The sequence below is a fragment of the Xanthomonas sp. NCPPB 3570 genome (genome assembly GCF_056725115.1).
In genome coordinates, this window is record NZ_CM161513.1 from 4068038 (window position 1) to 4081329 (window position 13292).

The 13292-nt window shown below is 68.6% G+C and carries 11 protein-coding genes; 3 read left to right on the plus strand and 8 right to left on the minus strand.

Annotation, left to right across the window (positions count from 1 at the left end; all coding sequences use genetic code 11):
* The first annotated feature begins 87 nt into the window (after positions 1–87).
* Positions 88–924 (plus strand): methylenetetrahydrofolate reductase [NAD(P)H], encoded by an 837-nt coding sequence (gene metF, locus AC1PLR_RS17535; RefSeq protein WP_371183252.1) that lies wholly within the window; start codon positions 88–90, stop codon positions 922–924.
* Between the two features lie 165 nt (positions 925–1089).
* Entirely contained in the window at positions 1090–1707 is a 618-nt protein-coding gene (locus AC1PLR_RS17540) for a DUF4124 domain-containing protein (RefSeq protein WP_481101806.1), read from the plus strand.
* Positions 1708–1969: 262 nt separating this feature from the next.
* On the opposite strand, the gene AC1PLR_RS17545 is transcribed toward AC1PLR_RS17540, so the two are convergent.
* From AC1PLR_RS17545 to AC1PLR_RS17560, 4 genes are all read right to left on the minus strand, one after another.
* Positions 1970–2932 (minus strand): Nudix family hydrolase, encoded by a 963-nt coding sequence (locus AC1PLR_RS17545; protein ID WP_481101807.1) that lies wholly within the window; start codon positions 2930–2932, stop codon positions 1970–1972.
* 247 nt (positions 2933–3179) lie between these two features.
* Positions 3180–3554 (minus strand): VOC family protein, encoded by a 375-nt coding sequence (locus tag AC1PLR_RS17550; protein ID WP_481101808.1) that lies wholly within the window; start codon positions 3552–3554, stop codon positions 3180–3182.
* Positions 3555–3849: 295 nt separating this feature from the next.
* A complete protein-coding gene (gene secA, locus AC1PLR_RS17555; RefSeq protein ID WP_481101809.1) occupies positions 3850–6591 on the minus strand; it encodes a preprotein translocase subunit SecA in 2742 nt (913 codons plus the stop codon).
* A gap of 164 nt (positions 6592–6755) precedes the next feature.
* A complete protein-coding gene (locus tag AC1PLR_RS17560; protein ID WP_481101810.1) occupies positions 6756–7703 on the minus strand; it encodes a peptidoglycan DD-metalloendopeptidase family protein in 948 nt (315 codons plus the stop codon).
* Positions 7704–7713: 10 nt separating this feature from the next.
* Here AC1PLR_RS17560 and AC1PLR_RS17565 point away from each other — a divergent pair, with 10 nt between their 5' ends.
* Positions 7714–8190 (plus strand): DciA family protein, encoded by a 477-nt coding sequence (locus AC1PLR_RS17565; RefSeq protein ID WP_010340118.1) that lies wholly within the window; start codon positions 7714–7716, stop codon positions 8188–8190.
* A 145-nt stretch (positions 8191–8335) separates the two neighbouring features.
* Here AC1PLR_RS17565 and lpxC read toward each other — a convergent pair whose 3' ends face one another.
* The 4 genes from lpxC to AC1PLR_RS17585 form a co-directional block, all read right to left on the minus strand.
* Positions 8336–9250 (minus strand): UDP-3-O-acyl-N-acetylglucosamine deacetylase, encoded by a 915-nt coding sequence (gene lpxC, locus AC1PLR_RS17570; RefSeq protein ID WP_010340119.1) that lies wholly within the window; start codon positions 9248–9250, stop codon positions 8336–8338.
* Positions 9251–9630: 380 nt separating this feature from the next.
* Positions 9631–10857, minus strand: a complete 1227-nt coding sequence (gene ftsZ / locus AC1PLR_RS17575) for a cell division protein FtsZ (protein ID WP_017909650.1) — start codon at positions 10855–10857, stop codon at positions 9631–9633.
* A 293-nt stretch (positions 10858–11150) separates the two neighbouring features.
* Complete coding sequence (ftsA, locus tag AC1PLR_RS17580) at positions 11151–12386, minus strand: cell division protein FtsA (protein WP_010340121.1); 1236 nt, start codon at positions 12384–12386, stop codon at positions 11151–11153.
* Positions 12383–13237 carry a cell division protein FtsQ/DivIB gene (locus AC1PLR_RS17585; protein ID WP_481101811.1) on the minus strand — a complete coding sequence of 285 codons (855 nt, stop codon included), beginning with the start codon at positions 13235–13237 and terminating at the stop codon, positions 12383–12385. Before AC1PLR_RS17585 ends, ftsA begins: the two co-directional genes overlap by 4 nt.
* Between the last annotated feature and the right edge of the window lie 55 nt (positions 13238–13292).

The window sequence follows — 13292 nt, forward strand, 5'->3', positions numbered from 1 at the left end:
CCGTCCCGTTCCGGCGGCCCGGTCTTTTCTTGCACATCCATCCGGATGAAGAGATATACTGACCGCACCGCCCGCTGCGTTGCGCCCATGACCGCCATCAGCTTCGAGTTCTATCCGCCCAAGACCGACGAACAGCGCGCGCAGCTCGACCGCACCGCCGCGCGGCTGAAGGCCTACGCGCCCGAGTACGTGTCCTGCACCTTCGGCGCTGGCGGCTCGACCCTCAGCTACACCTCCGAGACCGTGCGCCACCTCAAGCAGCATCACCGCTTCGAGGCCGCGCCGCACCTGTCCTGCGTGGGTGGCAGCCGCGAGGAGATCCGCGAACTGCTCAAGCTGTACCGTGCCATCGGCTGCCGGCGCCTGGTCGCGCTGCGCGGCGACCTGCCCTCCGGCATGGGCCACCCCGGCGACCTGCGCTATGCCGCCGACCTGATCGCCTTCATCCGCGCCGAGCACGGCGACGCCTTCCACCTGGAAGTGGGCGCCTATCCGGAGACGCACCCGCAGGCCCACGACGCGCTCAGCGACCTGCGCCACTTCAAGGCCAAGGTCGACGCCGGCGCCGATGCCGCCATCACCCAGTATTTCTACAACGCCGACGCCTACTTCCACTTCGTCGACGCGGTGCGCAAGCTCGGCGTACAGATCCCAATCGTGCCGGGCATCATGCCGATCTCCAACTTCAGCCAGCTGCGGCGCTTTTCCGAGCAGTGCGGCGCGGAAATCCCGCGCTGGATCGGCAAGCGCATGCAGGCCTACGGCGACGATGCCGACGCCATCCGCGAGTTCGGCGCCGACGTGGTCGCCGCGCTATGCCAGCGCCTGATCGACGGCGGCGCGCCGGCCCTGCATTTCTATACGCTCAACCTGGCCAAGCCGACCACCAGCGTCCTGGCACGGCTGCCCTCAGCCGTCGGCTGAGTGTCGCGGCTGCTGTGCGGCCGCTCGGGATTGGGGATTGGGGATTAGGGATTCGCCAAAGCGGGGCCGCGCGCCGCTGTTGCCAATCCCCAATCCCGAATCACCAATCCCGGCGTGACCACGCATTCGCTCCGCGATCACGCCGGCTGCGGCTACCCTGCGCCGATGCGCGCCCTTCCGCCGATCCTGCTGCTGTTGTGCCTGTGCGTCTTCGCCACGCCCGCGATGGCGCAACGGGTCAACCGTTGCACCGGGCCCGACGGCACCACCGTGTTCAGCGATCGCCGCTGCGAAGACGTCGGCGCGATCGACCGCTTGCCGCCACCGGTGGCGCCCGGCAACGTCGGCAGCGATGCCCGCGGCCTGACGCCGCCGCAGTGCGTGCGCCGGCTGAGTGTGCTGGTCCAGCAGATCCGCAGCGCCGTGGACGCCCGCGACGTCAATCGGCTATCGGCGCTGTACTGGTGGAATGGCGTTTCCGACGACGGCGCGCAACGCATCTTCGACCGGCTGGAGGCGATCGTGCGCCGCCCCCTGGTCGCGATCGTGCCGGTGTTGCCGGACACCAGCGCGATCACCGATCCCGCAGCCAGCACGTCGTCGACAGCCGCATCCGCGACAACGGCCACGTCGGCCGCGAGGGATGCCGACGGTGGCGAGGCGCCATCGCGCCCGCATCCGACCGGCCTGCGCCTGCAGCAGACTCTCGCCGGCAGCATCACCCCCGCCTCCACCGTACTGGACCTGCGCCGGCAGTACGACTGCTTCTGGATCAGTTTCTGAAGGGCCGGGATTGGGGAATGGGGATTGGGGAATCGCAACCGCGGCTCCCTGCGCGCGCAGCGCGTCATCTGTAGGAGCGGCTTCAGCCGCGACGCGATGGAGCCGGGATTCGGGAATGGGGATTCGGGAATCGCGACAGCGGCTCCCTGTGTGCGCACCGCATTATCTGTAGGAGCGGCTTCAGCCGCGATCGGGCCGTCTCGGTGGCTGCACGGTCGCGGCTGAAGCCGCTCCTACGATTGGGCATGCGGTTTGGCGGCACTCACGCCACATCGGCCGCCAGCGGCCATAGCCCGCGGATTGCGGCGATGCCCTGGCCGCCGTGGCGGCGCGCTTCGGCCACCTGGCTCGGCAGCAGGCCGCCGATCGGGTAGATCGGCAGGGCGACCTGCTCGCGCAGGCGTTCGAACGCCTCCCAGCCCAGCGGGGCGGCGCCGGGATGGCTGGCGGTGGCCGCCAGCGGCCCGACCACCGCGAAGTCGCAACCGATACGCTGCGCCGCCTGCAATTCTTCGAGGCTGTGGCAGGACGCCGCCACAGGCTGCCCAGCCGGCAACGGACGCGCCTGCCACTCCGACAACTGCTCCGCGCCCAGGTGCACGCCCACGCCCAGCTCCTGCGCCAGCGCCACGTCGCGGTTGACCAGCACCTGTGCGCCACGCGCCGTACACAGCGTCGCCGCGGCCCGCGCCAGCGGCAGCCACTGCTCGGCCGGCAGGCCTCGCGCGCGCAACTGCACGCGGCGCACGCCAGCGTCCAGCGCGCGCTGCAGCGCCGCCAACCAGGGACCCGGCTCAGCCGGCTCCGGCGTCACCAGGTAACAGGCGGGCTGGCGCAGCATCGCCACCACCGGCTGGTCGGCTGGCGGCATCGCGTAGCGGCCCAGCTTGTCGGCGCTCACCCAGGTCAGTGCCTGGCCCTCGCGGCCGCGCGGCGTGCCCTTCCACGCCGCCACCTGGCGCACTTCCAGGCGCAGGCGCTTGTCCGGATAGCGCTGCGGCACTTCCATCAGCCACTCGCCGACCACCGCATCGATGCCCAGTTCCTCCTGCAGCTCGCGCACCAGCGCCTGCTCCGAGGTCTCGCCGGGCTCGCGCTTGCCGCCAGGGAACTCCCACAAGCCGGCCAGGTCGCGGCCCTCGGTACGGCGGGTCAGCAGGATACGACCGCGCGCATCGGTGATGACGCCGGCGACGACATGAATGGATCTGAGCGGTTCGGACATGGCGCAAGCTTGCCGTTTCCGGCAGCGCCAGCGCAATCAACCGGGTTCACATCGGCGACGATCGGCCATGCAAGCGGCGCCAATGCAATCCGGAAACCGCGCGCTGCGCGTCGGCGTGCGCTGCTGGCCGGGCTGCCACGCCAAGGCAAGATCATGCGCAGGCTGGCCCGCCACGCTGCGGGCATCTACCGCTGCCCCTGCGCGGCCGCCTGCATCGCGTCGGCGCCGCCCATCCAGCGCGCACCGGTCAGGCCGCCAGACCGTGGCCGATCCGCCACAGCACGCCGCCGGGATCGTGCAAGGTGAAATCGCGCATGCCCCAGGGCCGGTCCTCGGGCTCGCCCATGCTCGCGCCGTAGCGGCCAGCCAGGTCGGCCGCATGCAGCCGCCGCCACCACGCATCGGCATCCTCCACCCACAGGTGCAGCACGAGGTTGTGCGCCAGGCCCGCGTGGTAGAAATCCTGCAGCAGGAACGCGCAACGGTCGCCATGGCGGAAGCAGATCAGGCCGTCGCCGAGCGGCTCGGACGCGAAGCCCATGTCCGCATAGAACTGCGCCGACAGCGCGAGATCCTGCGCCGGCACGAAGACCTTGAGTTCCAGACTGGGCGAAAGCTCCACGGCAGGCCTGCAGAGGCAATGGCGACATCGGCCACCCTACGCGCCGCGCGCACGATACGCCACGTCGGCAAGCGCATCGCCCCAAGCCCTTCCCAAAAAAAGAATGCCCCGCGCAAGGCGGGGCGATTCGCAAACGCGCGATCGATCCGACACCTGCATCCGTCGCCCGCTCCTTCACCGCAGGGCGTGGACCAGCGGCGTGGGGGCGTGATGGCCGGCGCACCGGCACCCACAGCGTGCGGCGCCGCATGCGGGGCCGCCGCGCGATTGCGCAGCGGTCCGCGCAACGGCAGGCTCAGCTCAGCTGGCCGTGGCAGTGCTTGTACTTCTTGCCGCTGCCGCAGGGGCACGGATCGTTGCGGCCGACCTTCGGCGCTTCGCGGGTCACCTGCGCCACGGTCGGCGCTCCCGCTTCGCCGCGCTGCACCTGCTCGGCTTCCTCGTCGGCGCCGTAACCGCCGGCGTCCTGGTGCTGGAACTGCGCCTGGCGCAGCTGCGCCTCCATCTGCTGGCGCTCCTGCGCCTCCAGCGCCGCCACTTCCTCCTCGCTGCGGATGCGTACCCGCGCCAGCAGGGTCACCACTTCGCGCTTAGCGTGCTCCAGCATCTCCGAGAACAGCTCGAAGGCTTCCTTCTTGTATTCCTGCTTGGGCTGCTTCTGCGCGTAGCCGCGCAGGTGGATGCCCTGGCGCAGGTAGTCCATGCGCGCCAGGTGCTCCTTCCAGCTCTGGTCGAGCACGGTGAGCATCACGTGCTTCTCCAGCGCACGCATGGTCTCGCTGCCGATCGCCGATTCCTTCTCGCGGAAATGGCGGTCCACTTCCTCGCGCACCTTCTCGACGATGCCGTCCGCGTCCAGTTCCTCGTGGCGCTTGACCAGGTCGGCGACCGACAGCGACAGGCCCAGCTCGCTGGCCAGCGTGGCTTCCAGGCCCGGCAGGTCCCACTGGTCGTCCACCGAGTTCGGCGGCACGAAGCGCGAGACGATGTCGTAGATCACGTCGTCGCGGATGCCGTCGACGTTCTCCTTCACCGACTCGGCGTCCAGCAGCTCGTCGCGCTGGGCGTAGATCACCTTGCGCTGGTCGTTGTTGACGTCGTCGAAGTCCAGCAGGTTCTTGCGGATGTCGAAGTTGTGCGCCTCGACCTTGCGCTGCGCCTTCTCGATCTGCCGGCTGACCAGCTTGTCCTCGATGACGTCGTCTTCCTTCATGCCCATCATGCGCATCGCCTTCTGCACCCAGTCCGAGGCGAAGATGCGCATCAGGTTGTCTTCCAGCGACAGGTAGAACCGAGAGGAACCCGGGTCGCCCTGACGGCCGGAACGGCCGCGCAGCTGGTTGTCGATACGCCGCGACTCGTGGCGCTCGGTGCCGATGATGTGTAGGCCACCGGCAGCCTTGACCGCGTCGTGGCGCTCCTGCCAGGCCGCCTTCAGGCGCGCGCGCGTCGCGTCATCCAGTTCCTCGCCCAGCGCGTGCAGTTCGGCTTCCAGCGAGCCGCCGAGCACGATGTCGGTACCGCGGCCGGCCATGTTGGTGGCGATGGTCACCGCGCCCGGCTGGCCGGCGTTGGCGACGATCTGCGCTTCGCGCTCGTGCTGCTTGGCGTTGAGCACTTCGTGCTTCACGCCCGCCTTGCGCAGGTGCTCGGACAGCATCTCCGAGGTTTCGATCGAGGTGGTACCGACCAGCACCGGCTGACCGCGCTTGGCGCAGTCCTCGATGTCGGCCAGCACCGCGTTGAACTTACCCTGGCGGTTGAGGAACACCTGGTCCGGCCAGTCCTTGCGGATGGTCGGGCGGTTGGTCGGGATCACCACCACTTCCAGGCCGTAGATGCTCTGGAATTCGTAGGCTTCGGTATCGGCCGTACCGGTCATGCCGGACAGCTTCTTGTACATGCGGAACAGGTTCTGGAAGGTGATGCTGGCCAGCGTCTGGTTCTCGCGCTGCACCGGCACGCCTTCCTTCGCCTCCACCGCCTGGTGCAGGCCGTCGGACCAGCGCCGGCCCGGCAGGGTGCGGCCGGTGAACTCGTCGACGATCACCACCTCGCCGTCGCGCACGATGTAGTCGACGTCGCGCTGGTAGATCGCGTGCGCGCGCAGCGCCGCGTTGAGGTGGTGGACCACGCTCAGGTTCTGCGCGCCGTACAGGCGGTCTTCCTCGTCGGTGAGGATGCCGGCGGCGCGCAGCAATTCTTCGGCGTGCTCCATGCCCGCCTCGGACAGGTGCACCTGCTTGCCCTTCTCGTCGACCCAGAAGTCGCCCTCGCCCTCTTCCGACTCCTGCTTGACCAACTGCGGCACGATGCGGTTGACGCGGATGTACAGCTCCGGCGACTCGTCGGCCGGGCCGGAGATGATCAGCGGGGTGCGCGCTTCGTCGATCAGGATCGAGTCGACCTCGTCGACGATGGCGTAGTTGAGCCCGCGCTGGAAGCGGTCGGCCTTGGACAGCGCCATGTTGTCGCGCAGGTAGTCGAAGCCGAATTCATTGTTGGTGCCGTAGGTGATGTCGGCGGCGTAGGCGGCATGCTTGTCGCTGTGCGGCATGCCCGGGTACACCACGCCCACGCTCAGGCCCAGCCAGTTGTACAGCTTGCCCATCTGCGCGGCGTCGCGGCGCGCCAGGTAGTCGTTGACGGTGACCACGTGCACGCCCTTGTCTTCCAGCGCGTTGAGGTACACCGGCAGCGTCGCGACGAGGGTCTTGCCCTCGCCGGTGCGCATTTCCGCGATCTTGCCCAGGTGCAGGACCATGCCGCCGATCAACTGCACGTCGTAGTGGCGCATGCCCAGCACGCGGCGGCTGGCCTCGCGGCACACCGCGAACGCTTCCGGCAGCACCTTGTCCAGGGTCTCGCCGCCGGCGATGCGCCCGCGCAGTTCCGGGGTCTTGGCCTGCAGCTGCTCGTCGGAGAGCTGCTCCATCTCCGGCTCCAGCGCATTGATCTTGGCGACGATACGGTGGAGCTGGCGCAGTTGGCGCTCGTTGCGGCTACCGAAAACGCGAGTAAGCAGACTGTTGATCATTGAAGGAACCGGTTGGAAAGGAACGCCTCGACGGCCCGATCCCCCATGGAATCGACGGGCCGCAAACGAAACAGGGCGCGAGGCGCCCTGTCGATGGCAAAGCACATTGTAGCTTGGGGCGGCGCCCGGCGATTCAAGCGCCGGCACGCCAGGCCCCGCGCGGCTCAGCCGCGGCCGCGGCGGCCCACCGGAATGGCGCCATCGCCGAGGAACTTGGCCGGATTCACCACCACCCCGTCCTTCCACACCTCGAAGTGCACGTGGGCGCCGGTGGAACGGCCGGTGGAGCCGGCCTTGGCCACTTCCTGGCCGACCCGCACCAGGTCGCCGACCTTCACCGACAACCGCGAATTGTGCGCATAGCGGGTGACATAGCCATTGCCGTGGTCGACCTCGACCACGTTGCCGTAGCCGCCGCGCACGCCGGCGTAGCTGACCACGCCGTCGGCCACCGCCAGCACCGGGTCGCCGACGTTGGCGTGGAAGTCGATGCCCTTGTGGTTGCCGGTGCCGCGGCCGAACGGATCGGCGCGGCCGCCGAAGGCCGAGGTGATGTAGCTGTTGCGGATCGGCATCCGCGAGGGCACCGCGTTCTGGTCCAACTGGTGGTCGAACAGCAGCGATTCCAGCACCGACAACTGCTGGCCGGAGGTGGCGAACTGCTGCTGCAGCCCGTCCAGTTCCTTGCCGAGCTGCTGCGCGGGCATGTCGTGGCTGGGTTCGTCGTCGCCGCCACCGACGCCGACCGGCTGGTCGAAATCGAACTCGCCGTCCTGCAGCTTGCCCATGCGGGTCAGGCGATCGCCGAGTGCGTTGAGCCGGGTCGCCTGCGCCTGCAGTTCGCCCAGCCGCGCCGCCAGGGCGTTGACCTGGGTCTGCGCGTCGCGGCGCACCTGCGCCAATTCCTGGTCCTGCCGCTCGAGCTTGGCGCGCAGTTGCGCCGACCCACCCCACCCGGCTGCAGCGCTGACGCCGATGCCGAGTACCATGCCGAGGCCGAGCACGGAACCGAGCGCGGCGAGGGGGCGGCGATCGGCGAAATCGCGCAATCGCCACGGCAACGTCTTGACCCCCTTTTCACTGGAACGGATTACGATCTTCTTGAACGTCATATGAGTTTTCATGTCTAAGCGAAAGTCCGGCGAAGGCCATACCGCCACGCCGCAGCCGGCGCTGGACGCCGCACTGGCGGACAAGGCGGGCGACCCGTTGCGCCGTGCCCTGTGGCTCGACGCGCTGGACCGGCAGTTACGCCCCCATCTGCCGCCGAACCTGGCCTCCCGGTGTCGGTTGGCCAATGTGAACGGCGAACAGCTCGTTTTTCTCGTTGAGTCTCCGGTCTGGCACGCCCGGGTCAGGCTGGCCGAGGCCGACATCCTTGCTGCGGCCCGTTCCCTCGGGCTGAAAGCCACCAAAGTGACCGTCAAGACTGCGACTGCACCCGCGCATTCCCCAATGCAGCAGGCAAGAAGCACGCCAGCTCCGGTTTCTGCGGCCACGCACAAGGGGTTGCGCGAGGCCCTGGCTTCCCTGCAGGACGTCGTCTCCGCGACGCCTGATGCGACCACGGGCTCCGACCGTGGCCGTCGACGTACGTAGACACGCACGCCGCGACCGACGCATCCTAGCGGGCGTCGGGCGTCAGGTCGTTACCGATTCGTTAAATCGGCGTTAAGGGGAGAAGAAGGAACAGCCGATTGCCGATTCCGTGATACCCACCCGGCCGTCACCGGGTTGAACGGGTTCAGGCGTAAGCCGCCGCCCCGTAGGCCACCGGCGCCTGCTGCGCGGCGGATTCGAAGCTGACCCATTCCCACGCCGCCTGCTCGGCGAGCAGGGCGCGGACCAGCTTGTTGTTCAGTGCGTGGCCGGACTTGTAGCCCTCGTAGGCGCCGAGGATGGCACCGCCGGCCAGGTACAGGTCGCCGATCGCATCGAGGATCTTGTGGCGCACGAACTCGTCGGCGTAGCGCAGGCCGTCGTCGTTGAGCACGCGGAACTCGTCGAGCACGATGGCGTTGTCCATCGAACCGCCCAGGCCGAGATTGCGCTCGCGCATGTACTCCAGGTCGCGCATGAAGCCGAAGGTGCGCGCGCGGGAGATTTCCTTGATGTAGGCCATCGTCGAGAACTCGATCTCCTGGCGCGACTGCTTGGCCGGGATCATCGGGTGGTCGAACTGGATGGTGAAGCCGAGCTTGTAGCCGCCGTCGTAGGGCACGAAACGGGCGATCTTGTCGCCGTCGCGCACTTCGACCTCGCGCTTGATGCGGATGAAGCGCTTGGCCTTGTCCTGCTCGACGATGCCCGCCGACTGCAGCAGGAACACGAACGGACCGGCCGAGCCGTCCATGATCGGCAGTTCGGCCGAGGACAGTTCGACGATGGCGTTGTCCACGCCGAGGCCGGCCATCGCCGACATCAGGTGCTCCACCGTCTGGATCTTGGCCTGGCCGCGGCTCAGGCCGGTGCACAGCGTGGTCTCGGTGACCAGCTCGGCATCGGCAGGCACGTCCACCGCCGGATCCAGGTCCACGCGTCGGAACACGATGCCGTGGTCGGCCGGTGCGGGGCGCAGGGTCATGTAGACCTTGTCGCCGCTGTGCAGGCCCACGCCAGTGGCGCGGATCGTGTTCTTGAGGGTGCGTTGCTGGGTCATGGCAGACAGTCTGGGAACGTCTGTTCGCACGGGAACTGAACAGACAACGAGAATATCACGCGTTTAGCTAAATTTTAACAAAGCGGTCACAGCATCCCATGCTTGCAACACTGGCCCGTGCCGGCGTCGCGGTCGCAAAAACCTGCCGGGTCGCGGGGACCCGGCAGCAAGGGACACGGCGCGCCGGCCAGGGAGGCGCTCCCGGACGGCGGTGTTGCGGGCCGGCGCGCGCGCCGGCCGATGACGCAGACCTCAGTCGGCCTGGCGGCGCAGGGCGGGCCGCTTGCTTGCGAAGCACTGCTTCGCGAGCGGCCCCGCGCCCGGCCATGGATGGCCGGGCAGGCCCATCCGCAAGCCGGACGACTGCGCCAGGGACGGCATCAGTCAGCCTGGCGGCGCAGGAACGCCGGAATATCCAGGTAGTCGCTCGGCAGGTCGGCTGCGGCCGGCGCCGGTGCGGACGGCGCCGCGCCCATGCCGTCGCCGCTCGGACGGCGCAAGCCCAGGCCCATCGCACCGCCGACCGCCTTGGACACGGCATCGCCGCCGTGCTCGAAGTCGCCGAACTCCGGCTGGCCGGTGGTGGCGTTGCGCACCAGCTTGATCGGCGCACGCTGCTCCGGACGCTGCGACTGGCGCGACACCGCACGGTTCAGGCCGGTGGCGACCACGGTCACGCGCACTTCGTCCTGCATGTCCGGATCCAGCACGGTGCCGACCACCACGGTGGCGTCCTCGGAGGAGAAGCCTTCGATGGTACGGCCGATCTCGTCGAACTCGGCCATGGTGAAGTCCGGGCCGGCGGTGATGTTGACCAGGATGCCGTTGGCGCCGGCCAGGTTGACGTCGTCCAGCAGCGGGTTCTGGATCGCCGCTTCGGCGGCGGCCTGCGCGCGGTCGTCGCCGCGGGCCGAGCCGGTGCCCATCATCGCCAGGCCCATTTCCGACATCACGGTGCGCACGTCGGCGAAGTCGACGTTGATCAGGCCCGGACGCACGATCAGGTCGGCGATGCCCTGCACCGCGCCCTGCAGCACGTCGTTGGCGGCGCGGAACGCCTGGATCATGGTGGCGTTGCGGCCGAGCACGGTGATCAGCTTTTCATTCGGAATGGTGATCAGCGAGTCGCAGTGCTGGCTCAGTTCCTCGATGCCCTTCAGCGCCACCTGCATGCGGCGGCGGCCTTCGAACGGGAACGGCTTGGTGACCACGGCCACGGTCAGGATGCCCATTTCCTTGGCCAGCTGCGCCACCACCGGCGCGGCGCCGGTGCCGGTGCCGCCGCCCATGCCGGCAGTGATGAACACCATGTCCGCGCCCTGCAGCGCGTCCATGATGCGCTCGCGGTCTTCCAGCGCGGCCTGGCGGCCGACTTCCGGGTTCGCGCCCGCGCCCAGGCCCTTGGTGACGTTGGTGCCGAGCTGCAGCTGCAGCTTGGCGCCGCAGTTCTTGATCGCCTGCGAGTCGGTGTTGGCGGTGATGAACTCCACGCCGTCCACGCTGCTGCTGACCATGTGCGCGACCGCGTTGCCGCCGCCGCCGCCCACGCCGACCACCTTGATCACTGCATTGGGTGCCATCTTTTCAATCAGTTCGAAATGCGCCATGTCCGTTTCCTCTTTGAGCCGGGATTCGGGATTGGGGATTGGGGATTCGGAAGTACTCCGATCCTTTTTTCCTGCCTCTCCGTCCGGCGAGTGTTGTTGTTTGGATGCCGGGATTGGGGATTCGGGATTGGGGATTCGCAAAAGCGACTCTCCGGTCCGTCACCCTCTCCGCAGCGGAATCACTGCAAAAAAACCTATCGCCTGCCTACCTACCGCTCTCCACTCTCTCTGCCTACCGCTGTTGCTCCCACCAATCCCGAATCTCCAATCCCGAATCCCGAATCCCGGCCTCATCAAAACTCACCGCGATACCAGTTCTTCAATTTCTTGAACAAGCTGCCGGCGCGACCGGTCGGCAGCGACGGGCGGCGCGGGTGTTCGATCTGGCTGCCCATCAGCAGCAGGCCCACGCCGGTGGCGTGGACCGGGTTGCCGACCACTTCGCCCAGGCCGGTGACGTGCTGGGGAATGCCCACGCGCACCGGCATCTGCACCATTTCCTCGGCCAGTTCGACCACGCCTTCCATCTTCGAGGCGCCGCCGGTCAGCACCATGCCGGCGCGCACCAGTTCCTCGAAGCCGGAGCGGCGCAGTTCCGCCTGCACCATCTCGAAGATCTCCTCGTAGCGGCCCTGCACCGCCTGCGCCAGCGAATGGCGCGGCATGCGCCGCGGCGGACGGTCGCCGACGCTGGGCACCTGGATGCTTTCTTCCGCGGTGGCCAGCTGCGCCAGCGCGCAGGCGTAGCGCACCTTGATCTGCTCGGCTTCCGGGGTCGGCGTGCGCAGCATGTGCGCGATGTCGTTGGTGACGTGGTCGCCGGCGATCGGCAGCGAGGCGGTGTGGCAGATCGCGCCCTGCACGAACACCGCCAGGTCGGTGGTGCCGGCGCCCATGTCCACCAGCACCACGCCCAGTTCGCGCTCGTCGGCGGTCAGCACCGCCACCGAGGACGCCAGCGAGGACAGGATCAGGTCGTCCACCTGCAGGCCGCAGCGCTGCACGCACTTGCTGATGTTGGCCGCGGCCGACTGCGCGCACACCACCAGGTGCGCGTGCACCTCCAGGCGCACGCCGGTCATGCCGACCGGGTTGCGGATGCCTTCCTGCGAATCGTCCAGCACGTACTCGCGCGGGATCGCATGGAGGATGCGCTGGTCGGCCGGGATCGCCACCGCCTTGGCCGCTTCCAGCACGCGGTCCAGGTCGTTCCAGGTCACCTCGCCGTCGCGGATCGGGACGATGCCCGGCGAGTTCTTGCACTGCACGTGGTTGCCGGAGATCGACGCGTACACCGAGCGGATCTCGCAGCCGGCCATCAGCTCGGCTTCCTCGATCGCGCGCTGGATCGATTGCACGGTGGATTCGATGTCCACGACCACGCCGCGCTTGAGCCCGCGCGACTCATGCGAACCGATGCCGATCACCTCGATCGGGTTGCCGGGCGAGTATTCGCCGACCAGCGCGACGACCTTGGAGGTGCCGATGTCCAGTCCAACGATGAGGGATTTGTCGCCTTTGCGGTTCATGTCTTGGAGCCGGGAATAGAGAATCGGGAATGGGGAAGGGAGAAGAGCGGGCTCTCGCGATGGGATGGAGGGTCGGCCAGTGCCGCGTGCCGCGCGGGCTGGGCCGGCGCCGCGGGCTTCTTCTCCTTGCCCGGCTCCTTACTCGGCTCTTTGCTCTCGGGTACCCATGCCACGGTGAATCCGTTGGTGTAGCGCAGATCGGCGCGCGCCAGCGGCGGCTGGCCTGGCTGCAGCAATTGCGGCAGCACCCGCGCGAAGCGCTCCAGGCGGGCGCGCGCGTCGTCGCGGCCGACCACCACCTGCACGCCGTTGCCCAGCGCCAGCGACCAGCTGCCGCGCGCGTCCAGGGCCACGCCCTGCACCGGCAGGCCGACCGGGGCGAACAGCGCGCGCGAGGCGCTGTACAGCGCGACCACGTCGGCGGCCTTGGCGTCGGGGCCGGCCAGGTGCGGCAGGGCCACGTCGCGCAGTTCGTTGGGCAGGGCGAAGATGCGGCCCTGCTCGGACAGCATGCGGTCTTCGCCCCAGCGCGCGAACGGGCGGTGCTCGACGACACGCACTTCCAGCACGTCCGGCCAGCGCTTGCGCACGCGCGCGCTCTCGACCCACGGCAGGCGCTCGATCGCGTCCTGCGCATCCTGCAGGCGCACCGCGAAGAAGCCGCGCCGCGCATACGGCAGCACCACCTGGCGCAACTGCTCGGCGGACACGCGCTTGAAGTCGCCGCTCACCTGCAACCGGCTCAGCGGCCAGCGCTCGGCGCCGACCCAACCGTTGAGCACGGCCACGATCGGCAGCGCGACCAGGGCCAGCGCCAGCAGCCAGGCGAGGATGCGCAGGGAGGCGTTCATTGGCGCACCTTTCGGTGCGCGGGCTTGGGGATTGGGGATTGGGGATTGGCGCAAC